Annotated in this window: 23 protein-coding genes and 2 other RNA genes; 10 read left to right on the forward strand and 15 right to left on the reverse strand. The window is 66.1% G+C overall.

The features are described from left to right. Together XdyCFBP7245_RS05940 and XdyCFBP7245_RS05945 are read left to right on the forward strand one after the other, a co-directional pair. Positions 1-1,653, forward strand: coding sequence for a M28 family metallopeptidase (locus XdyCFBP7245_RS05940; RefSeq protein WP_372469627.1), 1,653 nt, complete (start codon positions 1-3; stop codon positions 1,651-1,653). A 150-nt stretch (positions 1,654-1,803) separates the two neighbouring features. Then, positions 1,804-1,879, forward strand: a non-coding RNA gene (locus XdyCFBP7245_RS05945) — sX9 sRNA. Positions 1,880-1,909: 30 nt separating this feature from the next. On the opposite strand, the gene XdyCFBP7245_RS05950 is transcribed toward XdyCFBP7245_RS05945, so the two are convergent. Further along, positions 1,910-2,338 carry a Rap1a/Tai family immunity protein gene (locus XdyCFBP7245_RS05950; protein WP_372365884.1) on the reverse strand — a complete coding sequence of 143 codons (429 nt, stop codon included), beginning with the start codon at positions 2,336-2,338 and terminating at the stop codon, positions 1,910-1,912. A gap of 329 nt (positions 2,339-2,667) precedes the next feature. Between XdyCFBP7245_RS05950 and yedA the strand changes: the two genes are divergently transcribed. Together yedA and rarD are read left to right on the forward strand one after the other, a co-directional pair. After that, positions 2,668-3,564, forward strand: coding sequence for a drug/metabolite exporter YedA (yedA, locus tag XdyCFBP7245_RS05955; RefSeq protein ID WP_104614814.1), 897 nt, complete (start codon positions 2,668-2,670; stop codon positions 3,562-3,564). Beyond that, positions 3,561-4,478: an EamA family transporter RarD gene (rarD, locus tag XdyCFBP7245_RS05960; RefSeq protein WP_104614815.1), complete on the forward strand. Its 918-nt coding sequence runs from the start codon at positions 3,561-3,563 to the stop codon at positions 4,476-4,478. Before yedA ends, rarD begins: the two co-directional genes overlap by 4 nt. Before the next feature lie 46 nt (positions 4,479-4,524). On the opposite strand, the gene XdyCFBP7245_RS05965 is transcribed toward rarD, so the two are convergent. The 5 genes from XdyCFBP7245_RS05965 to XdyCFBP7245_RS05985 all read right to left on the reverse strand — a co-directional run bounded on the left by XdyCFBP7245_RS05965 (position 4,525) and on the right by XdyCFBP7245_RS05985 (position 10,743). Further along, on the reverse strand, positions 4,525-5,640 hold the full coding sequence (locus tag XdyCFBP7245_RS05965) for an alpha/beta fold hydrolase (protein WP_104614816.1): 1,116 nt from the start codon (positions 5,638-5,640) through the stop codon (positions 4,525-4,527). Between the two features lie 291 nt (positions 5,641-5,931). Next, a complete protein-coding gene (locus XdyCFBP7245_RS05970; protein ID WP_211287650.1) occupies positions 5,932-7,257 on the reverse strand; it encodes an ABC transporter permease in 1,326 nt (441 codons plus the stop codon). Positions 7,258-7,264: 7 nt separating this feature from the next. Then, the gene (locus XdyCFBP7245_RS05975) at positions 7,265-8,425 is read right to left on the reverse strand and encodes an ABC transporter permease (protein ID WP_104614817.1); all 1,161 of its coding nucleotides are present in this window, start codon (positions 8,423-8,425) and stop codon (positions 7,265-7,267) included. Positions 8,426-8,437: 12 nt separating this feature from the next. After that, positions 8,438-9,127 (reverse strand): ABC transporter ATP-binding protein, encoded by a 690-nt coding sequence (locus XdyCFBP7245_RS05980; RefSeq protein ID WP_104614818.1) that lies wholly within the window; start codon positions 9,125-9,127, stop codon positions 8,438-8,440. A gap of 371 nt (positions 9,128-9,498) precedes the next feature. Beyond that, positions 9,499-10,743, reverse strand: a complete 1,245-nt coding sequence (locus XdyCFBP7245_RS05985) for an efflux RND transporter periplasmic adaptor subunit (protein WP_170068541.1) — start codon at positions 10,741-10,743, stop codon at positions 9,499-9,501. Between the two features lie 435 nt (positions 10,744-11,178). Here XdyCFBP7245_RS05985 and XdyCFBP7245_RS05995 point away from each other — a divergent pair, with 435 nt between their 5' ends. The 4 genes from XdyCFBP7245_RS05995 (at position 11,179) to XdyCFBP7245_RS06010 (ending at position 14,356) form a co-directional block, all read left to right on the forward strand. After that, entirely contained in the window at positions 11,179-12,378 is a 1,200-nt protein-coding gene (locus XdyCFBP7245_RS05995) for a sensor histidine kinase (RefSeq protein ID WP_104614820.1), read from the forward strand. Between the two features lie 88 nt (positions 12,379-12,466). Next, positions 12,467-13,069: a response regulator transcription factor gene (locus XdyCFBP7245_RS06000; RefSeq protein ID WP_104614821.1), complete on the forward strand. Its 603-nt coding sequence runs from the start codon at positions 12,467-12,469 to the stop codon at positions 13,067-13,069. A gap of 61 nt (positions 13,070-13,130) precedes the next feature. Next, a non-coding RNA gene (locus XdyCFBP7245_RS06005) (sX9 sRNA) lies at positions 13,131-13,206 on the forward strand. A 361-nt stretch (positions 13,207-13,567) separates the two neighbouring features. Beyond that, entirely contained in the window at positions 13,568-14,356 is a 789-nt protein-coding gene (locus XdyCFBP7245_RS06010; protein WP_104614822.1) for a ThuA domain-containing protein, read from the forward strand. Positions 14,357-14,590: 234 nt separating this feature from the next. On the opposite strand, the gene XdyCFBP7245_RS06015 is transcribed toward XdyCFBP7245_RS06010, so the two are convergent. Together XdyCFBP7245_RS06015 and XdyCFBP7245_RS06020 are read right to left on the reverse strand one after the other, a co-directional pair. After that, on the reverse strand, positions 14,591-15,133 hold the full coding sequence (locus tag XdyCFBP7245_RS06015; RefSeq protein WP_104614823.1) for a cytochrome b: 543 nt from the start codon (positions 15,131-15,133) through the stop codon (positions 14,591-14,593). Beyond that, on the reverse strand, positions 15,130-16,227 hold the full coding sequence (locus tag XdyCFBP7245_RS06020) for a catalase family peroxidase (RefSeq protein WP_104614824.1): 1,098 nt from the start codon (positions 16,225-16,227) through the stop codon (positions 15,130-15,132). Before XdyCFBP7245_RS06020 ends, XdyCFBP7245_RS06015 begins: the two co-directional genes overlap by 4 nt. A gap of 163 nt (positions 16,228-16,390) precedes the next feature. Between XdyCFBP7245_RS06020 and XdyCFBP7245_RS06025 the strand changes: the two genes are divergently transcribed. After that, positions 16,391-16,906, forward strand: coding sequence for an RNA polymerase sigma factor (locus tag XdyCFBP7245_RS06025; protein ID WP_104614825.1), 516 nt, complete (start codon positions 16,391-16,393; stop codon positions 16,904-16,906). Next, positions 16,903-17,658 (forward strand): anti-sigma factor family protein, encoded by a 756-nt coding sequence (locus XdyCFBP7245_RS06030; protein WP_104614826.1) that lies wholly within the window; start codon positions 16,903-16,905, stop codon positions 17,656-17,658. The genes XdyCFBP7245_RS06025 and XdyCFBP7245_RS06030 overlap by 4 nt, the downstream gene beginning before the upstream one ends. A gap of 56 nt (positions 17,659-17,714) precedes the next feature. On the opposite strand, the gene XdyCFBP7245_RS06035 is transcribed toward XdyCFBP7245_RS06030, so the two are convergent. From XdyCFBP7245_RS06035 to XdyCFBP7245_RS06065, 7 genes are all read right to left on the reverse strand, one after another. Then, positions 17,715-19,085 (reverse strand): leucyl aminopeptidase family protein, encoded by a 1,371-nt coding sequence (locus XdyCFBP7245_RS06035; RefSeq protein WP_104614871.1) that lies wholly within the window; start codon positions 19,083-19,085, stop codon positions 17,715-17,717. A 38-nt stretch (positions 19,086-19,123) separates the two neighbouring features. After that, positions 19,124-19,861, reverse strand: a complete 738-nt coding sequence (locus tag XdyCFBP7245_RS06040; RefSeq protein WP_104614827.1) for an HAD family hydrolase — start codon at positions 19,859-19,861, stop codon at positions 19,124-19,126. Between the two features lie 86 nt (positions 19,862-19,947). Beyond that, on the reverse strand, positions 19,948-21,054 hold the full coding sequence (locus tag XdyCFBP7245_RS06045; RefSeq protein ID WP_104614828.1) for an AI-2E family transporter: 1,107 nt from the start codon (positions 21,052-21,054) through the stop codon (positions 19,948-19,950). A gap of 169 nt (positions 21,055-21,223) precedes the next feature. Continuing rightward, positions 21,224-21,607 carry a hypothetical protein gene (locus XdyCFBP7245_RS06050; RefSeq protein ID WP_104614829.1) on the reverse strand — a complete coding sequence of 128 codons (384 nt, stop codon included), beginning with the start codon at positions 21,605-21,607 and terminating at the stop codon, positions 21,224-21,226. Next, on the reverse strand, positions 21,604-22,089 hold the full coding sequence (locus XdyCFBP7245_RS06055; protein ID WP_104614830.1) for a hypothetical protein: 486 nt from the start codon (positions 22,087-22,089) through the stop codon (positions 21,604-21,606). Before XdyCFBP7245_RS06055 ends, XdyCFBP7245_RS06050 begins: the two co-directional genes overlap by 4 nt. A 3-nt stretch (positions 22,090-22,092) precedes the next feature. Continuing rightward, a complete protein-coding gene (locus XdyCFBP7245_RS06060; protein ID WP_046965216.1) occupies positions 22,093-22,455 on the reverse strand; it encodes a hypothetical protein in 363 nt (120 codons plus the stop codon). Positions 22,456-22,571: 116 nt separating this feature from the next. Then, positions 22,572-24,008 carry a Do family serine endopeptidase gene (locus XdyCFBP7245_RS06065; protein WP_104614831.1) on the reverse strand — a complete coding sequence of 479 codons (1,437 nt, stop codon included), beginning with the start codon at positions 24,006-24,008 and terminating at the stop codon, positions 22,572-22,574. Positions 24,009-24,012: the final 4 nt, after the last annotated feature.

A 24,012-nucleotide genomic window follows, 5' to 3' on the forward strand; every position in this document is an offset into this window, starting at 1 on the left:
ATGCGCATCCTGTTGTTGTCCGCCTGCCTGTTTGTGGGAGGTGTGGCGCAGGCCGCCAACGATCTGCCCGGTGGCGGCATCGATGCGGAGGCGTTGTCGCGGCACGTGCGCTTGCTGGCATCGGATGCATTCGAAGGCCGTGCGCCGGCGAGCGCGGGCGAGCAGCGCACCGTCGATTACCTGGTCGAGCAGTTCAAGGCCGCCGGCGTGCAGCCGGGTGGCGAGCAGGGCGGTTGGACCCAGGCCGTGCCGCTGGTGCGCGCGCAGGTGGAGGGCCCGGTCAGCGCCACGCTGCGTGTGGGCGGCAAGACGCAGACCTTGGTCAACGGCGCCGATGTGACCTTGCAGAGCCTGCGGCCGATCGACAAGGTGGCGTTGAAGAATGCGCCGCTGGTGTTCGTCGGTTACGGCATCAGTGCTCCGGAGCGGCAGTGGGACGATTACAAGGGCGTGGACCTGCGCGGCAAGATCGCGGTGGTGCTGATCAACGATGCCGACTTCGACACCGCACAGCCAGGCGCGTTCGACGGCAAGGCGGTCACCTACTACGGCCGCTGGACCTACAAGTACGAAGAAGCCGCGCGCCGCGGCGCCGCCGGTGTGTTGATCGTGCACGAGACCGCGCCGGCCGCGTATGGCTGGGCCACGGTGCAGAGCTCGGGCCTGTCGCCGCTGTTCGATATCGAACGCAGCGATGCCGATGCACGTGCGCAACACGTGCCGGTGCGTGGCTGGATGCAGCGCAGCTTGGCAGCGTCGTTGTTCACGCAGGCCGGGCTGGATTTCGAACAGGCCAAGCAGCGCGCGCAGCAGCGCGACTTCGCACCGATTGCGCTGGGCGATGCCACGTTGTCGGTGGACTTCAAGCTCAAGCGCGAACGCGTGGTCACGCATAACGTGGTGGCCAAGCTCACCGGCACCCAGCATCCGGACGAGACGGTGATTTTCTCCGCGCACTGGGATGCGTTCGGGATCGGCAAGGCCGATGCCAGCGGCGATACGGTGCGACGCGGTGCGGTGGATAACGCCACCGGCGTGGCCAGCGTGCTGGAACTGGCGCGCGTGTTCGCCGCCGGCCCCAAGCCGCAGCGCACGCTGTACTTCATTGCATTGACCGCCGAAGAAAAGGGCTTGCTCGGTGCCAACTATTACGCGGCACATCCGCTGGCGCCTTTGGACAAGACCGTGGCGGTGCTCAACATGGAGATGTTCAGCCCCGACGGCCCGACGCGCGATATCGCCTCGTGGGGCCGTGGCCGCGTGTCGCTGGAAGGCGATCTGGAACAGGCCGCCAAAGCGCGCGATCGCACGTATTCGCCGGACCCGAATCTGGAAGCGGGCTTCTTTTACCGCGCCGATCATTTCGCCTTTGCGCGCATGGGCGTACCGGCGATCACCGCAGGCCCGGGTCTGGACATGCTCAAAGGCGGCGTCAAGGCGGGCAAGGCATTGCGCGATACATACTTCGCCGACTGCTATCACCAGCCCTGCGACCGCTGGACTCCGCAATGGGATGCCACAGGCCATGCCGCCGATACCACGCTGGTCTACGACGTAGGCGTGGCGCTGGCCAATGGCCGGCAGTGGCCGAGTTGGCAGGATGGCTCGGAGTTCAAGGCCATCCGCGCCAAGAGCGATGCCGCGCGCAAGTAAGACCTGACGGGTCAAACGCCCGCTGCGGTGTTACCGGGCCGGGCGTTGCATCGCTGGCGATGCCCGTGCGCAGCGCATCCAACCGCTAAGAGCAGCTAACAAAACGACTGTGCAGCCGCCAGGCGGGCGCGGCCGGTGCTCGGAATCGGCATGTACCCCTCGTACACTCCGGTTCCTCCGCGCCGTCCACACCCACCTGACGACTGCTCGCTACGGTTTGTTAGCCGCTCTAAAGCGCGGAGCGTCGGCTGCAGTTTTATTTTTTGGGTTTGCCACAGGGATAGCGCTTGCGCAGCGCTTCGATGATCAGGCCGGGAGCGGCTTCGTCCAGGCGCGCATCGGGTAGCGCGGTGATATCGGCGATGATCGGCAGCAGATCCGGCGGGCCTGCCTTGCCCGCCGGCATGCACCATTGCGTGCGATAGCTGGTGCTGGCCACGCCGAGCACATAGGCGCCGGCGCGGCTGGCCGAGACCATGACCTTGAGTTCGGGCTGGTTGGGTGCGTCGATCTCCGGCGCCAACGAGCCATCCAGCCCCGCCTCGATCAACTTGCGTCCGCTGAGTTCCCACGGCTCGAGTGTGCGTGCCGCTGCGGTGGTGGAGAGAACGGTCAGGGCGGCCATGGCCAGCCAGGGAAGGCGACGTAGCATCTGCGCTCCGGAAAGATGGGTGAGTTGCACCATAGCGCGCAAGGCGGCCATGAGCATGCATGTAAAGCCTTGACGCGACCAGCAGCGACTGCGCGAACAGTAGACGCACGCGCCCGGCGGCCGGCATCGGCATGGCTGCGCGTAGGCTGCACTTGCTTTGCATGGTCCATATCGCGCCTTTCAGCCGCTCTTGCGTCGCGGCCAAACAGACGCAGCCGTGCGCATCATCGACACGCCAGCGCTGGCGTGGTGGTGCACGCCGTCCAGGCGCCTGATGCCTGCCTGCCAGGTGTGGTCAGCCGTTTTGGGGCTTGTGCAGGTGCTCTAGAATGACCACTTCCGCTGCACTTGGCTCTGGTCCGATGTCTTCCTCTCACAACGCTGCAGCGCCTGCGCGCAGCGGGTTGGTCGCTCTCGCGTTGCTGCTGGTCTATGTGGTCTGGGGCTCGACCTATCTGGCGATCCGGTTTGCGCTGGAAGGCGGCGCGCAGCCGCTGACGATGGTGTCCGGCGCGCGCTTCATCATCGCCGGCAGCGTGCTCTACAGCGTGCTGCGTTGGCGCGGCGTGGCGGTACCGACGCGTGCGCAATGGAAGAACGTGGCCTTGATGGGCGCGGCCTTGTTGCTGCTGGGCAACGGCATGGTGGTGCTGGCAGAGCGCAGCGTGTCTTCGGGCTTGGCGGCCACGTCGGTAGCGTCGGTGCCGCTGTGGATGGCGTTGTTCGGCGCGTTGCGCGGGCAGCATGCCAGCGGCGGCGAATGGCTGGGCATCGTGATCGGATTTCTGGGCGTGGTGTGGCTCAACGCCGGCAGCAGTCTCACCGCAACGCCGGGGGGATTGGTGTTGTTGCTGATCGCGCCGATCGGCTGGGCATTCGGCTCGGTGTGGTCGCGTGGACGCGATCTGCCATCGCCCTTCATGACTGCTGCCGGGCAAATGCTGTGCGGCGGTGTGCTGCTGGTGAGCACCGGCCTGCTGATCGGCGAGCGCCCGCAGGCCTGGCCAACACCGCATGGCCTGATGGCGGTGGCGTACCTGTGCGTATTCGGCTCGATCGTGGCGTTCACTGCGTATGTGTGGCTGCTGCATCACGTCCGCCCGGCGCTGGCCGGCAGCTATGCCTACGTCAATCCGGTGATTGCGGTGGCGCTGGGGGCGTGGCTGGGGCATGAGCACTTCACCGCGCACGACATTGGCGCGATGGCGGTGATTCTGGGCGGCGTGCTGGTGGTCACCCTGGCCAAGGCGCGGCGATGAGCGCGCCCGTGCCGGTGTCGGCGGTGGAGGCGCGGCGTGGTCTGTCGATGACCGCCGCGAGCTTTGTGATCTGGGGTCTGGTGCCGCTGTATTGGCATCTGCTCAAGGCGGTGCCATCGCTGCAGATCATTGCGCACCGCATCGTGTGGAGCGCGCTGCTGGTGGTGGCGTGGCTGGTGGCGACCTCGGGCCTGCGTTGGTGGCGCACGATTGCCGCGCAGCCGCGCGCGTTGTGGATGCTGGCTGGCAGCAGCGTGGCGATCGCCTTCAATTGGGGCCTGTACATCTGGGCGATCAACGCCGGGCATGTGATCGAAGCCAGCCTGGGCTACTTCATCAATCCATTGCTGAGCGTGTTGCTGGGCGTGCTGGTGCTGAAAGAGCGCCTGCGCGGCATCCAGTGGCTGGCGGTGGCGTGCGCCGCAATCGGTGTGCTGTGGTTGACCATCGATGCCGGTGCGCCGCCGTGGATTGCGTTGGGGCTGGCGGTGTCGTTCGGTATGTATGGCCTGCTGCGCAAGCTGGTGGCGGTGGATGCGGTCGCCGGCCTGGGCGTAGAAAGCGTGTATCTGTTCGTGCCGGCGCTGCTGCTGGCGGGATGGGGCGAGCAGGGCCACGGCGGCGCGTTCCTGAGCGGCTGGGATCTGCGCACCGATCTGCTGCTGATCTTCGGCGGCGTGGTGACGGCGGTGCCGCTGATCGGGTTTGCGTACGGCGTGCGGCGGATCCCGCTGTCGCTGGTGGGCATCCTGCAATACATCGGGCCGAGCCTGCAGCTGTTGCTGGGCGTGTGGTTCTTCCATGAGCCGTTCGATCAGGGGCGTGCGATCGGATTCGCTGCGATCTGGGTCGGGCTGCTGTTGTTTGTCGGCGACAGCGTGCTGCGCGCGCGGCAGCCGGTGGCGGTGCGCTGAGCGCGTGCCGGCTGCGTCCTGTGCGAAGGACGCAGCGAATGCTCGATCAGCTACTTGGTACCGGCATCGGCAACGCGACCGCCAGCGTGGAGGCCGGCAGTGCCTGCGGAGCGGGGCAGTGTCCGGGGCTGTGTTGAACCTGCGCCAGCCAGTGGTCGATCGGTGCGCCCAGCAGGTCCAGCCGCAACGGCAGGCTGAGATGGTTTTCGCCGCGCAACTCGACGTAATGCGCGCGCGTGCTGGCCAGCGCCAAAGTGCGGCCATGCGCCACCGGAATGTGCTGATCGGCATCGCCATGCAGCAGCAACACGCAGCTGCGCGTGTCGGCCAGCGCCTGCGCCACATCGACATGGTCCAGATCCAGCTTGAGTTGACTGTCGGCGGCGGCGATCACCGCATCGAGATTCTGGTCGGCATAGCGCCAGCGTGCGTACGCCGCCACCGCGTGCCCGCGCCAGCCGCTGGGCTGGCTGGTCAGCAAGTGCGGCACCATGTCGCGGATGCCGCGCCCGGCATTGGCGAAGGATTCCATCGCCACCACGCCGGCCACGCGCGGGCCGAGTTTGTCGGCAGTGAACAGCGCGGTGGCCGCACCATAAGAAATGCCGAACAGATACAGCGGCCCGTGGATTTCGCCGCGCGGCTGCAGTGCGTTGATGACATCGATCACGTCGTCGGACTCGCGCGTGCCGTAGCCCGACGGCCCACCACCGGAATGGCCGTGGTTGCGCAGATCGATGGTGATCACCCGATAGCCGGCCTGCGCCAGTTGCAGCGACCATGGCAGCAGCGAATCGCCGTCCATCATCCAGCCGTGCAGCAACACCACGGTGCCGCGCGGCACCGGCGGCGGCACGCGGGGCACGCTGAAGCTGAAATCCACATCCAGCGCATGCGCCGGGTCGTTGCGCTGACCCAGGTAGCGGTAGTGCATGGCGTAGTGGCCCGGATCGATCGCACGCCAGAAGATCGGCACCGCATCGCGCGTGACCACATGGCCGCTGCGGTTGGGCACCGTGGCGATGGTGGCGGCGATGCGTTCTTCGTCCAGCAACGGCGACACGCCACCGGGCGCGACCAGGCGCTCGCTGAGCGAGGTGGAGGACGAAGAGCAGCCGGCCAGCCACAGGCAGGCGCAGGCCAGCAGAAACAGGCGCGTCATGGCAATACAGTTATGGATCAAACGGCCAAGCAGGCTACGGCCTGCCGGGCGCGCGCATCTACCGCACTGCGGTGACAAAACGATGACAGCCTGCAATACATTCAGTTACTGCAGGCAGCGCTGCAGCGACGGAGGCAGCGACTGCGTCTTCAAATCCCGACGCCCAGCCCCAGGCGGTTCAACAACCGCTTGAAACCAGAGAACCCACGATGCCGCCGCCACCGGCATCGCGCCTTCGCTGTGACGAATCCCCACTCCCAAATCCCCAATCCCGGCAGTCCAAAGGACTGCCTACACCTCGCGCAATGCGGTGGTGATCGGCAACCGCGCCGCGCGCAATGCCGGGAACAGCCCGCCGACCAGGCCAATGCCCAGCGCCCACTTCAACCCGCTCCACAGCAGCTCCGGCGACACCTTGAACTGGAACACCACCTGGCTGAAGTTGTTGCCCAGCGTGGAGACGGTGTAGCCGTTGAACACCGCCCAGGCGATCAGCCCACCGAGCAGCCCACCCAGCAGCGCCAGCAGCATGGTTTCCAGCATCAGCGCCATGATCACCGGCGTGCCGCGAAACCCGATCGCCCGCATCGTGGCGATCTCACGCGCCCGCGTGGCCACCGCCGCATACATGGTGTTGAGCGCACCGAACACCGCGCCCACCGCCATGATCGCGCCGATCACCGTGCCCAGGATGCTGATCAGGCGGTTCAACCCGCCGCCTTGCTTGCCGTAATACGCGCGGGTGGTTTCCACATCCAGCTTGAGCCGCGGGTCGGCCGCCATGGCCGTCTTGAACTGATCGAAGCCCGCCTTGCCAGCGGTGCGCACGCTGATCGACTGGTACGCGCGGCGGTTGTAGGTGGTGGCCAGCGTCTGCGCATCGGTCCACATCTCCGAATCGTGCGCATCGCCGGAGGCGAACACGCCCACCACCGTCCATTGCTGGCTGCCCAGGGTCAGCGTCTTGCCCAGCTCCAGGCCGCGGAACTGATTCAACGCACCTTTGCCGACCACCATTTCGCGCAGGCCGGTGCTGAAGCGGCGGCCCTGCACGATCTTGACCTTGTCATGCACGCCCCAGGCCTGCTCGCCCACGCCACGCAATTGCGCATTGACGTCGGTGCCATCGGAGCGCGAAGCGATGTTGACCACTTGCGACAACTCCGGCGACACCATCGGGCGCCCGTTGGCATCGGTGGCGATCCCCGGCAGGCTGCCGATCAGCGGCACTAGGTCGCGGGTGATCACCGAGTTGGTCTCCGCCTGCGAGCCGCCACGCAAGACAATGGCGGTGGTGTCGTCGCCGGTGCTGTTGAGCGTGGCCTGGAAACCCTGGCCCATCGCCAGCATCGCCACCAGCACGCCGACCACGCCGGCAATGCCGACCACGATCACCGAGGTGGAGCCCCAGCGTTGCGGCAGGCTGGCGATGCCGATGCGCGCGGCGGCCAGCGACAGGCGGCCACTGCGCGTGACCACCAACCACAGCGCCAGCAGCACCGCGATCGGCAGCAACCACATCCACGGCAGTGCGATCCACAGCCCCAGGCCGAGTGCCAGCAGCACCACGGACAACACGGTGACGCCACGATCTTTCCATTTGCGTTGCATGTGCATGCTCCTGTCAGCGGCCGGCGAGGGCATCGACGATCTTCAAGCGCTGCGCGCGTAACGCCGGCAGCACACCCACCACGATGCCGATGCCGGCCATCAAGCCGAACGCCACCAGCCAGGTCTGCAACGGCACGGTCTGGGTCGGCATCAGCCCGCCGCTGCGCGCGGATACCGCCGGGATGACCAATTCCGCCAAGCCCATGCCGATCAACCCGCCCAGGCTGATCAACAACACCGATTCGATCATCACCAGGCTCAGCACCGTGCGGTCCTGAAAGCCCAGCGTCTTGAGCGTTGCCAACTCCGGAATGCGCTCGCGCACCGCCTGCGCCATGGTGTTGCCGGTGAGCAGCAACAGGGTGAAAAACACCGCGGCCATGATCGAGGTGACGATCAGCCCGATATCGGCGAACTGCTTGACGAAGGCCTGCTGAAACGCCGATTCGGTTTGCGACTTGGTTTCGTGATCGGAGTTGGCCGACAGCGCATCGATGGCCTGCGCCACGCGCGAGGCCTGGTCGGGGTTGCTCAGGGTCACCGTCAACCAGCTCACTTGATTCTTGATGTAGTCGTTGGATTCGTCGAAGTATTTCCAGTTCATCATCAACTGGCGTTCCTGATTGGCCGCCACGGTGCGATCCTTCATCCGATAGATGCCGACCAGCTGCAACGGCCAGTCGTTGCTGCCGCCCCGCGGAAAGATGGTGGCCTGCAGCGGGATGGTGTCGCCGATCTTCCAGCCGAATTGCTTGGCCAGGGTTTCGCCGACCACCGCGCCGGTGCGCGTGGTCTGGAAGGCCTTGAGCTGCTCCTTGGGGAGCGCGTATTCGCTGTAGACGTCGAAAAAGTTCGGCGCCACCGAAAAGTTGGGAAAGAAATTCTTCGGGTCGCGGTAGATGCCGCCGAACCACATGGCCGAGGTCACATCGCGCACGCCCGGCACGCTGCGCACCTGCGCTTCCAGGCGGATCGGCAGCGATTGGGTGATCGACAGGCGCGAGGCCACCACCAGGCGATTCACCCCGCTGACGCTGCCGCCGGAGGTAAACGCCACACGCACCGAATCCAGCATGCCGAACAATAAGAACGCAGCCACCACCGACAATAGCGTCAGCAAGGTCCGTGTCTTGCTGCGAAATAATTGCGCCCACACCAGCGAGAAATACTTCATGGCAGCGCTCCCTTAGAGCGCGAGTGGCGCGTCGGCCAGCTCGCCCTTGTCCAGATGGATGGTGTGCGTGGCGTACTCGGCGGCCTTGGGGTCGTGGGTGACCATCACGATGGTCTTGCCGTGTTCGCGATTGAGTTCCTGCAGCAGGCGCAGGATTTCTTCGGCGTTGTGGCGGTCAAGATCGCCGGTGGGTTCGTCGCAGATCAAAAAAGTGGGATCGGACACGATGGCGCGCGCAATCGCCACGCGCTGCTGCTGGCCGCCGGACAACTCGCTGGGCTTGTGGTTGCGGCGTTCCTGCAGGCCTACCAGGGTCAAGGCGATCTCCGCATTGCGCTTGCGCTGCGCGGCGTTGAGCGAGGTCAGCAGCAGCGGTAATTCCACATTCTTTTGCGCGGTGAGCATCGGCATCAGGTTGTAGAACTGAAATACGAAGCCGACGTGGTGGCTGCGCCAGGTAGCGAGCTGCCCACCGCTCATGCGGTCGATGCGCTCGCCCTCGATTTCGATCTCGCCACCGCTGGGGCTGTCCAGCCCGCCGATCAGATTGAGCAAGGTGGTCTTGCCCGAACCGGACGGGCCCATCAACGCGACGAAATCGCCGGCGGCAATGTCCAGATCGATGCCGTGCAGCACCTGCACCTGCTCCGGGCCGCGTTGGTAGGTCTTGGTGATGTTGCGCAAGCTGACGAGAGCGGTCATGGCGACTCCTGATGATGCAATGGGATAAGGAAGCGATGCGGCACAACAACTGCGATTGCGTGAGCGACGATGCGAGGCACGACGACGGTGAAGCGATCCATCAGCAGCGTGGTGCTGTGCGGTGTGCGCAGAGAGCCAGCCGGATCGCCGTGTGCCGCACTCGCGCGACTCCCCGTGTTTGATGCCGTTCGAGGCCCCCTCAAACAGCACATAACACCTGCTGTAAGCGGATGGGCTGGATCGCCTTCCGCTCTCTAACGACGATATTTCATTGCAACAAGCCCATCCCGATGCAGCGTGATGCTGGCAACACCGATGCCGCGCACTACAGGCGATACCGCGGAACGGCGTTGTGCGTGCCGGGCCAGCCGTTACTGCGCAGCATCGGCATCCGCTTCGGCCACGATGTCGCCATCCTTCAGGGGCGTTGGGGGGTTCACCACCACGCTGTCGCCTGCACTCAACCCCGAGACCACCTGGCGATCCTCGCCCATCGTCATGCCGGTGGTGACGGCGCGCTCGCTGACCGCATTGCGCTCGCCGATCACGAAGGCCACGGTGCGCGTGTCGCGTTCCACCAACGCCGCTGCCGGCACGCGCACGCCTTGCGGCTTGGCCGCTTCCTGCGGTTTGGCCTGTTCCAGAAAACTCACCCGCACGCCCATTTCCGGCACGATGCGCGGGTCCTTGACCTTGAGCGCCACCCGCACCTTCACCGTCGCCTTGCCGCGGTCGGCGGTGGGGATGATGGCGATCACTTCGCCGGGAATCTTCCACTCCGGGTAGGCGTTGAGCACCGCTTCCACCGGCATCTGCGGTTGCACCCGGCCGATATAGGACTCGCCGACTTCCACCTCGATTTCCAGCGATTCCATATCGACGATGGTGCCGATGCCGGTACGGGTGAAGCCACCACCGGCAGACAGTGGCGAGACGATTTCGCCCGGCTGCGCCGCCTTGGCGGTGACCACACCGGCAAACGGTGCGCGCACCACGTTGAAGTCCGAACGGATGCCGGCAATGGCCAGTTGATCGGAGGCCACCTGCACGTTGCGCTGTGCGTTCTGCAACTGCGCGCGCAATGCGTCGCGTTGTGCGGTGGCTTGTTCGTACTGCGAGCGCGATACCAGTTGTGCGCCCACCAGCGATTGCAGGCGCGTGGCATCGGCATTGGCCACGGCCAGTTGCGCCTGGATGTTGTCGACGTGGCTGCGCGCGGCCGACACCTGCGATGCAGACAGTGTGCGCTGCGCATCGGCATCCAACGGGTCCAGCGTGGCCATCACCTGGCCCTGTTCGACGCGCATGCCTTCTTCGATCATCACTTCGCGCACCTTGCCGGTGACCTGCGCCGACACCGTGGCCATGCGCCGCGCCACCACGTAACCCGAAGCATCCAGCACCGAGGCGCTGCTGCTGCCGGCGCCGATCGCCACCACCGGCGCGGTCTGCACCTTGATCACCGGTGTGCGGGTGAACCACCACGCGGCCGCAACGAGCACGATGACAATGACGACGGCGGCGATGATCCAGCCGGTGCGGCGCACGGGCGGCGGCGTGGCAGGACGCTGGCGGTCGATGCGGAGTTGCTTGAGCAGATCGGCGGATGTGTTCATCGATAACCAGGACAGAAGGCTGCGCAGAATGTGACTGCCTGCAGGGCGCGCCGCAAGCTGCCGGAAGTCACCAACTGCAGCGAGGCGACCAACGGTCGGCCGGTGCGGTGCAACTGCAAGGTGCTGCGCAGCATGCGACCAAGGCCGCCGTATCGACCAGTGACAGCTGTCACCTGCACGCCATGACAGGCGCAACTGTGCGTATCGGCGGCAAGCGACCACGCTTGCGCCACCGCCTGATTGCCGAAATCCCCATGCGCTGTCTCCGCCAATCCGACGTCGACGTCCCTGCTGCCGCACCATCACATCGCATGCCATCCACTAGCGGCGGTGACCCGCATGCATGAGGCCGCTCGTCCGCCGCGACCTGCCACGTGGCGCGCCCAGGCGAACCCGGCAGTGGCAGAATCCGCTCACTCCTACGGATCCATCCCGATGCACCTGACTCTCCCGGCCTGGCTTCGTCCGGCCGCAAATTCGCAAGTGGCCGCGCGCCTGGCGCAAGGCCAATCGCCATGGATGGATGCGGTGCATCTGCTGTGGTCGGCCTGGGTGTTTGTGGTGCCGGTGTTTTCTTCGCGCGGGTACGACAGCACCTGGTGGCTGTGCACGCTGTTGTCGTATCCGATCTTCCTGCTGCTGTACGCACGCATGTTGCTGGCACCGCGCGGCACCCTGTATCGCTATGCCTGGGCGATGGGCGTGCTCAGTGCCGCGTTGCTGCCGATATACGCCTCGGGTATCAGCTACTTCGTATTTGCCTGCCTGAGTCTGCGCCCGTCCACGCCGTACGCGCTGCGGCGGCACTTCGCCATGCTGTTGCTGATGAACGCGCTGTACCTGGGCTGGGCGCGTTGGCTCGGGCTGGGCTGGCAGTCGTTGGTGTGGTTGCCGGTGTCGGTGCTGGGCATGGCGGCGGTCGGCGCGGTGTACAGCATCAACGAGCGTAAGGACGCGCTGCTGCGGTTATCGCAAGACGAAGTCCGCCGCCTGGCCGCCACCGCCGAACGCGAACGCATCGGCCGCGATCTGCACGACTTGCTGGGCCATACCTTGTCGCTGGTGGCGCTCAAATCCGATCTGGCCGCACGCCTGATCGAGCGCGACCCGCAGGCCGCACGGAGCGAGATCGATGCGGTGGCGCAGATCTCGCGCGACGCACTGGCGCAGGTGCGGCGCGCGGTCACCGGCATCCGCGCCGCCGGCCTGGTGGCCGAGCTGGCATCGGCCAAGGTGTTGCTGGACATGGACGGCATCGCGCTGGAGCACACGTTGGAGGCGCTGCCGCTGCCGCCCGAACACGAAACCGCGTTGGCGCTGGTGGTGCGCGAGGCGGCCACCAACGTGCAGCGCCACGCGCAGGCACGGCGGGTGCGGGTGAGCCTGCGGGCACACGGGCAACAGGCGCTGCTGGAAATCACCGACGACGGCCGTGGTGGGGTGATCGTGCCGGGCAACGGCCTGGACGGCATGCGCGCACGCGTGCAGAGCCTGGGTGGTGCGTTGGAGGTGGAGGCGTTGCCGCGCGGCATGCGTCTGCGCGCCAGCGTGCCATTGCCGCAATCGGGGCCGGAGCCGGAGCCGGAGCCGGCAAGCCCGCCGTTGTCGGCGCCGCTGATGCCGCAACCGCGCTGAGCGCTCCTGGCTGGCGCAGCGCTGCCATGCACGTGATGGGTCAGCGCTGTTATCGTGCTCAGCCGTTGCACACAGACGAGCGCGCGCGATGATCCGGGTGTTGTTGGCCGAAGACCAGGCACTGCTGCGCGGCGCCTTGGTGGCCCTGCTGGGACTGGAAGACGACATCGAGGTGGTCGGCAGCGCAGGCGATGGCGAAGCCGCCTGGCGCGAGCTGCAGCGGCTGCAGCCGGATGTGCTGGTCACCGATATCGAGATGCCCGGGTTGAGCGGCCTGGAACTGGCGCAGCGCATCCAGCGCCTGGCGTTGCCGGTGCGGGTGATGATCGTCACCACGTTTGCGCGCCCGGGCTTTTTGCGGCGCGCGCTGGATGCCGGCGTGGCGGGGTATCTGCTCAAGGATGCGCCGGCCGAACAATTGGTCAGCGCGCTGCGTCAGGTGCATCGCGGCGGCCGGGTAATCGACCCGCAACTGGCGATGGATGCCTGGGTGGAAGCGGACCCGTTGAGCGAGCGCGAACGCACCGTGCTGCGGCTGGCCGGCGAAGGCCGCTCGGCCAGCGAGATCGCGCAACAGTTGCAGCTCTCGCATGGCACCGTGCGCAATTACCTGTCCGAATGCATCGGCAAGTTGGGCGTGGCCAATCGCATCGAAGCGTATCGACTAGCGCGGCAGAAAGGCTGGTTGTAAGAGCAGCTAACAAAACTACTGTGCAGCCGCCAGGCGGGCGCGGCCGGTGCTCGGAATCCTCATGTGCCACCCGTACACTCCGGTTCCTCCGCGCCGTCCACACCCACCTGACGACTGCTCGCTACGTTTTGTTAGCCGCTCTAAGTGCCTGCAGGCGGTGCGGTGTGATCGCTACTGATGCGTTTCAGCTTGCGCCAATCGAACGCTGCTGATCGCAAAGCGGGCGCGGCCAGGGCGTTCAATCGTCAGAGCTCATGCGAACGGTTGGTGGTTTTACTGCAGCCATGCATGGCGTGCGCACGCGTGCGGCATCTTGTAAGCAAGCACACTGCGACGTTGCACGTCGTGCGTGCATGCTTTGCAATCGCTTCGATACGCAACGGCGTGCATCGGCCATGTGCTGCGGAAGCGATCAACAGCTATTCCAAATGCCTGCGAAGGCATGCGGTCGCCGCGCAGGTACACTGCCGGGCGATCGTCATCATCGCGAGTAACTGCATGAAATCTGTGTGGCTGTTGGGCTTGTTGCTGATCTGCGCATTCAACGCATCGGCCGAGCAATTCAAGATTCTGGTGGCGGCCATTCCCAACCAGTATCACCACGATTACATCCCGGTGGCCAAGCCGCAGTTCGAAGCGATGGCACGCAAGCAGTATGTCGAGCTGGTGTGGGCGTGGAATGCCAAGGCCTTCGATGGGGACCTCTCGCAATACGCCGCCATCGTGCTGCTCAATACTCCGGCCACGGATCTTGATCCGGCCCAGCGCGCCAACTTCCAAAAGTACGTGCGCAACGGCGGTGGCGTGGTCGCGGTGCACAAGGCGTTTGCGATCAAGCGCGGCGAGTGGGAGTGGTACGACCATCTGATCGGCCGCTCGTTCCGCACCCACCCGTATATGCAAACGGCGATGGTCGATGTGGTGGACGCAAACTTCCCCGCTACCGCCGGCCTGCCCAAGCGCTGGGTGTGGAGCGACGAATGGTACGAATACGACCCGCCCTACAGCGACGATCTGGTCACGCTACTCACGGTGGATGAAACCAGCTACGACCCCACGCTGATCTGGCCGGGCCAGGTCGCCAAGGGCATGGGCAAACAGCACCCGGTGGCGTGGTACCACCACTTCGAAGGTGGCCGCGTCTTCGCCACCGCCTTGGGCCATCTGGCCGAGGCCTACAACGATCCGCGCTATCTGGAGCATCTGTACGGCGGCATTTATTGGGCAGCGACGGGCAAGGGCATCCAAGCCTCAGAGCCAGCGGCCAAAACAAAACGCCAGCGTTAAGCACTCACTTCTCTTCCTGCGGGAGAGGAGTGAGGGTATGGGGTCAAAATCACTGCAAATGGCGGGGAATCAGAGGCTTCTTCCGTACCTTCATGCGCCCCTGCGGTGCAGCCCCTCTCGGCGGGAGAAGGGAGATCAAGCCCCTCTCCCGGCGGGAGAGGGATTGGGGTGAGGGTACGTCCGCGCAGGCAAATCACACCGTGCAAGACGTCTGCCAACACCCAACCAAACCCATCAACGCGCAGAGCGCTCCCCGCGCGCCATGCTGGAAAACACGCCGTCGCGGCGCACCCATGCATGGAACAGAGCTGCGCTCAGATGAACAAGAACCGTGGCGAACAACAGATACGCCAACCAGCCATGCGCACTGCGTAGCCACGCGTACAGCGCTGGGTCGTGCGGGACGATCGCCGGCAAGTTCGCGCCGGGCCACAGCACGATCGGGTAGCCGCCGGCCGACAGCATCGCCCAGCCGATCAGCGGCATGCCAAGCATCAAGGCATACAACAGCCAATGCGAGGCGATCGCGGCGGCCTTCTGCCAGGCAGGCAAATCCGCAGGCAAGGCCGGCGGCCGATGGCGCAGGCGGTTGATCAAGCGCAGCACCGCCAGGATCAGGATCGCGATACCCAGTGGGCGATGCAGATCGATCAACCACGGCCGCTGCGTCACCGAGGCCACCATACCCACGCCGACAAACAGCATGGTCAGGATCATCGCGGCCATCAGCCAGTGCAGCAAGCGCGCGGGCAGGTTGAAGTGGGTGTGGCGGCTCATTGATGTGCTCCCTGGCCGGTAGCGGCGTTGCCCGTGCCGTTGGCGATCTCGTGCTCGCGGCGGTTGAACGATTGCGAATACACCGAGGAGCGTGCCGCCAGAATCGGATCGTTGGAAGCCGCGATGCCCTTGGGCAGGATCAGCGGGTCGTAATTCAGATCGCGGCATGGGCCGGTGGCTTGCGGTTGCGCGCGGTCCAGCGACAGCGTGCCGGCCACGATCTGTTTACGACTGGCTGGCCAGGGCTGCGAGGGGTCATCCACCGGGTCGCCCGGCTCGGCCACGGTCAGCACCATGTCCCAACGCAGCGGCCCCTGCGCCAGGCGCGTGTCCAGGTCGGTGGCCAAAAAATCGCCATCGGCCTGTTTGCGCTGTTCGGCGCTCAATTCCTTGAACGGCGTATGCGGGCGCATCGACCAACGGATATAGCGTTCGCGTCCATCGGCGGCGATCGCGCGGAACGTGTTGACGCCGTTGTACTGCGTATTGGCCCAACTGTCCGACCACGGCGCGGTCTTGGCCCACTGCTGAAACTTTGCGGCCTCCGGATATTGCTTGCCGAAGGCGGCCAGTTTCTCCGGGTCCGGTTTGCCGGTGGCCGGGTCCGGCTTGGAGGCCACATTCAAGGCCTGGAAGCCGGCAGGCGTGGCCACCACGAAGAACGGAAAGCTGTTCATTGCGGTGCGCCATTCCTGGCCGTCGTCGCTGCGCAACAGCAGCGCCATGCTGCGCACGCGCGCCGCACCATCGGCACCGTGCGGATCGCCACCGCCGATCGACATGCGCCCCAGCACCGGCGTGCTGGCCTGGCTGAAGATGCGCGCCGACGACACCCAGGTCGCCTTGCCGCTGGATTGGAACTGCCCGCTCACGCACACGCCCTTGCTATGCGCGCGGCGAAAGCCCGGATGCGGCGGCCCGCTGGATTCGATGGTGTCGGTCATGCGCGCGGCGGTGAGCCGGTCGCTGCCAATCCAGCCGGCTGCCCAGGCAAACGCGATGGCGATGCCACCGGCAATCGCGGCGATGCCCAGCAACGGCGCCACGCGAACGTGTCCCTGCTGTGGCGGTGGGGAAGGAGGTGGCAAGGTCATGGCTGGCTCCAGTGGTCGGTGCGGTGAGTGGTCGATGCAGTGAGACGACGGGCAGGCCGACTTATTCCCGTCGTCGCCCAGGGCGGTGCGGCACGCGCATCAATCGTGGGAATAGTCCACGCTCCAGCGCGTCTAACGTGTGATGCCACCGCCGAACCTGCCAATGGATGCTCTGGACGATGACCAACTGCGTGCCGTACTGCCGGCGCTGCGTCGCTTTGCGCACGCGCTGAGCGGCGAGCCCGCCAGCGCCGACGACCTGGTGCAGGCCACGCTGGAACGTGCGCTGCGGCGTTGGCGCACCCGCCACAGCGCCGAGGCGCTGCAGCCGTGGCTGTTCGCCATCCTGTACCGGCAGTTTCTGGACGGGCAGCGTCGTGCCGCGCGCTGGCAGCGCGTGGTGGGCCTGTTCGCACCGCAGCAGCCCAGCCAGTCCGCATCGGCCGAGCAGGTGCACGATGGCCGCGCCATGCTGGCCAGCCTGGCGTTGTTGCCGCCGCAACAGCGCGCCTTGCTGCTGCTGGTCAGCGTGGAGGGTTTCAGCTACCGAGAGGTGGCCGACACCCTCGGTATCCCGATCGGCACGGTGATGTCGCGGCTGTCGCGTGCGCGCGAACGCCTGCGCGCCTTGAACGAAGGTCACGTGAACCACGCACCTGCCTTGAGGATCCTGAAATGACCAGCACACCGCCGCCTGACGAACACGCATTGCACGCCTATGTCGATGGCCGTCTGGCGCCGGAGCAGCGTGCAGCGGTGGCAGCCTGGTTGCAGACGCATCCCGCGCAGGCCGCGCGCGTGGCCGGCTGGAAACGCGATGCCGAAGCGCTGCGCGCCGCATACGCCGGCCTGGAACCGGAGATGGCCACGGTGACGCTGACGCCTGCAGCGATTCGCCGTGGCCTGCAGCAACGCCGCCGGGCCATGTCCGCCATTGCCGCCAGTTGCGTGCTGGCACTTGGCCTGGGTACTGGACTGGGCTGGCAGTTGCGCGAGAGCCGGCTCGCCAGCCAGCGCGTGCCGATGGCCGATGCCGTGGCCGCGTATCGCCTGTTTGCCGATGCCGACGCGCATCAAGGCGTTGCGTTGGATGTGCAGCGCCGTGCGGAGTTGGAGCCGTGGTTACGCACGCATTTCGGCAGCGCCGGTGTGGTGCCGGATCTGCGCGCGCAGGGCTATACGCTGCGCGGCGGGCAGCTGCTTTCCACACCGGAAGGCGCGGCAGCGATACTGCTCTACAGCGATGCCGACGGCGCGCGGATCGGCCTGTATCTGCGTCCGCGCAGCGGGCCGATGCCCACCGGCGAGCGTCGCGATGGCCGTCTACTGGCGCAGTACTGGGCCGAAGGCGAGACCGCGTTTGCGCTGGTCGGCCCGGCCACGCAGACACGTATGCGCACGATCGCGCCGTTGTTGCGCAATAAGGGATGACCGGCGCGAGGTGAGGCGCGCGGTGATCGCAGGCGCGTGTTGCCTGGTCGGCTAACTCAGCCGCCGTAACGCCCCTGCAGCATCGCAAACGCCGAGCGCAGCGCCAGGGCTTCGCCGCCAGCGGGGCGGCCGGGGCGGTCGCTGTCGTTCCAGGCGTAGACGTCCAGGTGCGCCCACTGCTGCCCCGGCGCCACGAAGCGCTCCAGATACAGCGCGGCGGTGACCGCACCGGCCATGCGCGAGCCGGCGTTGGCCATATCGGCCACGTGGCTGTTGAGATAGCGCAGGTAGGGGCGCCACAGCGGCATGCGCCAGACCGGGTCGCGGGTCTGCTCGCCGGCGCTGATCCAGGCCTGCGCCAGCGCATCGTCGTTGGCGAACAAGGCCGGCAGATCCGGGCCCAGCGCGATGCGTGCGGCACCGGTGAGGGTAGCGAAATCCAGGATCAGGTCCGGGCGTTGTTCGGTGGCGTAACTGAGCGCATCGCACAGCACCAGGCGGCCTTCGGCATCGGTGTTGTCCACTTCCACCGTGACCCCGGCGCGCGTGGTGATGACCTCGCCCGGGCGGAACGCATCCGGGCCGACCGCGTTTTCCACCGCAGCGATCAACAGCGTCAGCCGCACCGGCAACTGCTGCGCCATGACCAGCCCGGCCAGCGCCAGCGCATGCGCCGCGCCGCCCATGTCCTTTTTCATGTTGCGCATGCCATCGGCCGGCTTGAGATCCAGCCCGCCGGTGTCGAAGCACACGCCTTTGCCGACCAGCACCAGATGCGGATGCGCGGCATCGCCCCATTGCAGCTGGATCAGCCGCGGCGCGCGATGCGAGGCGCGGCCGACCGCATGGATGGTGGGGAAGTTCTGCGCCAGCAACGCATCGCCCACGATCGCCTCGACCTGCGCGCCATGCGCCTGCGCCACTGCGCGGGTGGCATCTTCCAGCTGCTGCGGGCCCATGTCTTCGGTCGGCGTATTGACCCAGTCGCGTACCTGCAGGCACGCCGCGATCAGGGCGCGCGTGGCCGCCGAGGGCGCGGCCGCCAACTCGGCCGGCGCACGCGGCACCTTGCGATACCGCGTAAAGCGATAGGCGCCCAGCCCCCACCCCAGGTGCAGCAGTGCCAGTTCGGCATCGCTCAGGCTGTTGGCCAGCGTCCAGCGGCTGGCCGGCGGCAGCGCCATCGGTGCGTGCGCGTAGGCATACGCGTCGGCGCGGTCGCCGACACCCACGATCGCGCCGGCCAGCCCTTGCTCGCCGGGCAGCAACAACACGCTACCGGGGGCGGCATCGAAACGCTGCGCCTGTGCCCAGGACAACACTCGCGTGGGCTGCTCGGCGCACCAGCGCGCAAAGCCCTCGCGGTCGAGCACATACAGCGGCAACGCGGCGGCGGCGGGATCGGTAAAACCGGTGAGGTGCGACATGGACATCCTTCAATGGCGGTGTGCGCCGTCGGTTGAACTCAGGCGGGAATGCAGATGCCGTCGCGCGCGGCGCCCGGGTGCGGTTGCTGCGCGTCCAGCCAGTCGGCCAGCCCGGTCATGCTGTCGAACTCCAGGTCTGGCTGCTGGGTCGGATGCGACCACTCCGCGCCGTCGCGATTGATCCAGCATGCACGCAGGCCGGCATCCAGCGCGCCCAGCACGTCCATTCGCACGTGGTCGCCTACATGCAGCACCTGTGCGGGCGGCACGTCCAGACGCGCGCATGCAGCCAGAAAGATGCTCGCCTCCGGCTTGGCGCTGCCGTGTTCGCGCGCGCCCAGCTGAAACGCGAAGTGGTGCATCAGCCCGATGCGCTGCAGATCGGCATTGCCATTGCTGAGCGCGGCCACCGGCACATGCGCGGCGATGCGTGCCAGCGCGTCCAGCGCATCCGGATAGCATTCCACCTGGTTGCGCGCGGCATAGAACACTTCGTAGGCAGGTTCCACCAGCGCCAGATCGCCGCCGCTCTCGCGCAAGGCCATTTCCAGCGTCAACCGGCGTAGCGCACTGAGGTCGTGATGCAGCTGCGGATTGTCGGCAAAGCTGCGCTCACGCAGCTCGCGCATCGCCTCCACCGGAAACCGCTCGGCGGTGACCGGGCTGTGCTCGCGCATCCAGTCGTACAGCACTTGGTCGATGCGCGCACCGATCGGTGCGAAGGGCCACAACGTGTCGTCGAGGTCGAGAGTGATGGCGCTGATGTGGAAGCTCATCGCGAGATTGTAATGCCGGCAATGGGGAGTCGGGAATCGACAATGGATACAGCGGCGCCTCGGCTCTCGCGATTCCCGATTCCCGGCTACTCAAGCAGCCTGGCCCAGCGCTGCATGCCTTCGACCCGGCTCAGCACCATCTTGATGCACACCAGCAGCGGCACCGCGAGCAGCAGGCCCACCATGCCCCACAGCCAGCCGAACAGCATCAGCGCCAGGATCAGCATCAATGGCGAGATCGCCATGCGCCGGCCCAGCACGATCGGAGTGACCACCTGGCCTTCGATGGTATGCAGCGCCAGATACAGGATCGCCGGCAGCATCGCTGACAATGGGGTGTGGAATTCCACAAAGCCCATCAACAGCATCAGCATCACACCGATTAGCGGGCCCACATAAGGCGCAAAATTCAGCAGCGCCACCACTGTGCCCCAGAGCAGGGCCTCGGGCAGCGGAATCTGCAGCACGTACAAAATGCCTGCAAAAACCAGCCCGACCAGCGTATTGATCACGCTGATGGTGAGCACATACCGCGAGACCTCGCGCTCGATGTCCAGCATGATCTCGGTGGTGAAGCGTTGTTGCTGTCGATTGGGCAACAACGCAATCGCGTGCCGTTGCAGGCTTTCGCCATAGACCATGAAAAAGAACGTCAGCAGCACCACGGCCAGTACCGAGGCGGCCAGCTTGGGTGTGCGCACCAGCGCCTTGTACGGGTCGTCCATTTGCGTGCGCACGATCTGCACACCGCGTTGGCCTTCGCCACCGGCGGCACGCGCAAAGTTCTCCGCAGCCTGGTTGGCCTGCATCACCGGCTTGGTGAAATCGCGCACATCGCGCGCGATCTGGCGCATCTGGCGCGGCGCCTGCTGCACCCATTCGGCGGCAGGGCCGGCCAATTGCGCCGCCAACGTGACGGTGCCGGCCAGGCCCAGGCAGAGCACCAGCAAAGCGCCGAGAAAGCGCGGGATGCACAGCTTGCGCAGTCCGCGCAGGATGGGGTTGCCGATCAGTGCGAAGAATGCCGCCAGCATGACCGGCAGGATGATCGTCTGCGCCGCCCATAAGGTGTAACCGACAGCAAGTGTTGCCAGCACCACCAACGAAGCTGGTGCGCGCGGACGCGGTGCCGGAGGCGGCGGAAGCGGATCTGCCGGAATGGCAGCATCCAAAGACTCAACGGAGATAGACATGCGCGCCCTGACAGCAAACTGGCGTGCTGCCAGCGGTGGGCCATTATCGGCACAATACGTCAACGGCGCGCACAGAGCCTGTGCGTGCGGTGTCAGTGCAAGGACAGGTGGCTGGCGGTCTCGACCATGACAAACAGCGGCGCATTAGCGCCGCATACAGCTGCAACTATCAGGCGGCACGCTCGGTGGGCACCTGCACCACGGTGACAGTCGGTTCGGCCGCCACTTCTTCGGCATTGTCAGCTGCACGCTCGGCCTGCTCGGAGGCTTCCTGCGCGCGGTGCGCCGTAAACAACGCAGAGATCGTGCTGATCATCTGCAACATCTTGGGAATGCCGCCCAGCTTGCCGGCGATACTGCCCAGCGCGGCTTGCGGTTCGTTGCGGCCGGTCACAAAGCCCAGCCCGAAGCCGATCATCATGATGCGTGCCGGCGACCAGCCCGCACGCCAGGTCTGGCGCAGTTCGCCCCAGTGCGTGCGCGTCTCCTGCGCGCGCCCTTCCACCAACACTTCGGCGCGTTCCACGCGCTGACGCAAGCTGCCGAACTTCATGAGTTGCCTCCACTGGCAGGCGCTGCGGCGGTGTCGTCATCGCTGGAATCGTCGAAGATGCCCAACTTGACCAACTGACGCCGCGTTGCATTCATGCCGGTGTGATCGAAGTAGAAGAACACCCGCCATGCCGCGATACCGGTGATCAGCAGACTGGCCAACGCTGTAAAAAACATCGCTTGAAACCACGACAACCCGGCGCGCTGCAGCAAGGCGATGATGGCGCCGGCCAGCAGCAACCATGACGACGCGCCGAACACGACGGCCACGCATGCCCACGCCAGGCCACGCCCGAATGCACTGCGTGCCAGCCTCAGGTCGGCCGAGACCAGCCGGCGCAATGCGCGACTGGTCTCGTGAGCCGAGCCCAGCGTTGCACGGCCGGCAGCGCCGACCGCACGTACGCTTTCGTCCAGTCCCGGTGTCTCCGGATGCGCCTCAGGCGCGCCGGAACCGGCAGCTGTAGAAGCCTGATCGCTCACGACTTAGTTATCGTTGCTACGCGCAAGCTTGGCGATGACCCAGCCGGCGGCAAACGCAACGCCGAATGCGGCGAGCGGACGCTCGCGGATCAGGTCGGTGGCGCTGTCGAGCAGGTCGTTGCCCTTGGCAACCAGCACGTCCATCTGTTCCTTGGCAGCGGCGCCGCCAAATTCCGCAGCCGCCATGCCGGCCAGTGCGGTGTCTGACAGTTCGGCCTTGACGTTGGCACGACCGAGCTTGAGCTCGTCGCCCGCAGCGCTGGTGGCGCCCTTGACGGCTTCACCGGCGGCGCTGGCGGCCGACTTCAGGTGGGTGCCGGCTTCGCTCAGGTTTTCCTTCAGCTGATCGGTGTTGGTGGGGCTCATGCGATATCTCCTTCGGTGATTGAGGGCAGCCGCCACTCACGTGCGGTCGTGCAATAGCAATAGCATCGGGGGGGTGTAGGAGGCGTTAGTGGGAACAGCGTGCAGTGCACGGCGCGTCAACGCATCAGCGCATCGTACTGCGCGTTGCCGCGCAGGATGCGCACCACCAGCTGTTGCGGTTTGCGTTGGAAATTGGCGCGCCAGCTGGCCAGATCCGCGAACTCGCCCACGCTGCTGGCCACGATCACATCGCCGGACACCAGGCCATTGGCCGCCGCGCGTCCGCCGCGTTTGACCTCGCTGACCATGACGCCGGTAATGCCGGACTGACGCAGCGACTCGGGCAGGTCCGCAAAGGTGGCGCCGCCCAGCCGTGGGTCCAGCATGTCGCCGGTGACTGCGCGGTCCTGTTCCTTCAAGGTGGCCTTGAGCTTGAGCGGCTTGCCGTCGCGACGGATGTCCAGCGTCACCGCACTGCCAACCGCCTGCAGGCCTTCGTAGTTGTGCAGCGCCTCGGCGCTGTCCACGCGTTGATCGTTGGCGGCCACCACCACGTCGCCCGGTTGCACGCCGGCCGCCGCCGCCGCCGAGCCTGGCAACACGCGCGTCACCAGCGCACCGCGCAGCGAGTCCACACCCAGGCCCTGCAGCATCTGCTGGGTGAGGTTCTGGGTTTCCAGGCCGAGCGTGCCGCGCACCACCACGCCCTTGGTTACCAGTTGCTCGACCACGTTGCGCGCGAGGTTGGAGGGAATCGCCAGACCCAGGCCGATATTGCCGGCCATGCTGCCCTGCGGATTGAAGCTGGCGGTGTTGATGCCCACCAGCTGGCCTTGCAGGTTGACCAGCGCACCGCCGGAATTGCCGGGGTTGATCGAAGCATCGGTCTGGATGAAGTTCTGGTAGCCCAAGCCGCGAATACCGCTACGCCCCACCGCCGACACGATGCCGGAGGTGACGGTCTGGGTGAAGCCGAACGGGTTGCCGATCGCCACCACAAAGTCGCCAACGCGCAAGGCGTTGCTGTCGGCCAGCTTGATGTCGGTGAGCTTGTCGGCCTTGATGCGGATCAGCGCGATGTCGGTGTCGGCATCGGACCCGATGAAGTCGGCCTTGACCGTGCGCCCGTCGCCGAGCGTCACCTGCACGTCGTCGGCATTTTCGATGACGTGATGGTTGGTCAGCACATAGCCTTTTTGCGCATCGATGATGACGCCCGAGCCCAGCGATTCGTTGATGCGGTCCTGCGGAATCTCCGGGAACAACCGGCGCAGGATCGGGTCGTTGAAGAACGGGTTGCGCACGCGCACCACCTGCTTGGTGTTGACGCTCACCACCGCCGGCATCGCCTGCTGCAGCATCGGCGCCAGCGAGGGCACCGGTTGCCCGGCAACCGCAGCCGGTAACGCGGCAGCAGCCGGCAGGGTGAAGTTGGTGGTGCCGGCTGGCGTGGCTTCGGCGCGGTTGTCCAGCCACGCGTTGATGCCGGTGGCAGCAAAACCGCCGAAGGCGGCGGCCAGGGAGAGCGTCAGCAAGGTGGGAAGCGGTCGCATGGAA

It is taken from the genome of Xanthomonas dyei (genome assembly GCF_002939865.1).
Lineage (GTDB): Bacteria > Pseudomonadota > Gammaproteobacteria > Xanthomonadales > Xanthomonadaceae > Xanthomonas > Xanthomonas dyei.